Source organism: Bacillus sp. SD088 (assembly GCF_017355205.1).
In the GTDB taxonomy this organism is placed as follows: domain Bacteria; phylum Bacillota; class Bacilli; order Bacillales; family Bacillaceae_C; genus Lederbergia.
Genome location: NZ_JADIJK010000077.1, coordinates 1 through 307, shown reverse-complemented (window position 1 = coordinate 307; position 307 = coordinate 1). Strand labels below are relative to the sequence as shown.

The 307-nt window shown below is 45.3% G+C and carries 2 tRNA genes; both read left to right on the top strand.

Going from position 1 to position 307, the window contains the following annotated elements:
• The first annotated feature begins 15 nt into the window (after positions 1-15).
• Positions 16-89: transfer RNA gene (locus IPU53_RS24730), tRNA-Ile, on the top strand.
• A gap of 24 nt (positions 90-113) precedes the next feature.
• Positions 114-189, top strand: a tRNA-Ala gene (locus tag IPU53_RS24725).
• The last annotated feature ends 118 nt before the right edge of the window (positions 190-307 follow it).

Sequence of the window (307 nt, the reverse complement as noted above, 5' to 3'; positions counted from 1 at the left end):
TTATAAAGTTAATGTGGGCCTGTAGCTCAGCTGGTTAGAGCGCACGCCTGATAAGCGTGAGGTCGGTGGTTCGAGTCCACTCAGGCCCATCACACGTTAGCTTTTTTATTTGTGGGGCCTTAGCTCAGCTGGGAGAGCGCCTGCTTTGCACGCAGGAGGTCAGCGGTTCGATCCCGCTAGGCTCCACCAAACTCAAGCTGATTTAATTATAAATCGTCAGCTTATTTGTTCTTTGAAAACCAGATAAAATAAGAAGATATAACAAACCGAGAAGCATCACCTTATGGATTGTATTCATAAGAATTGT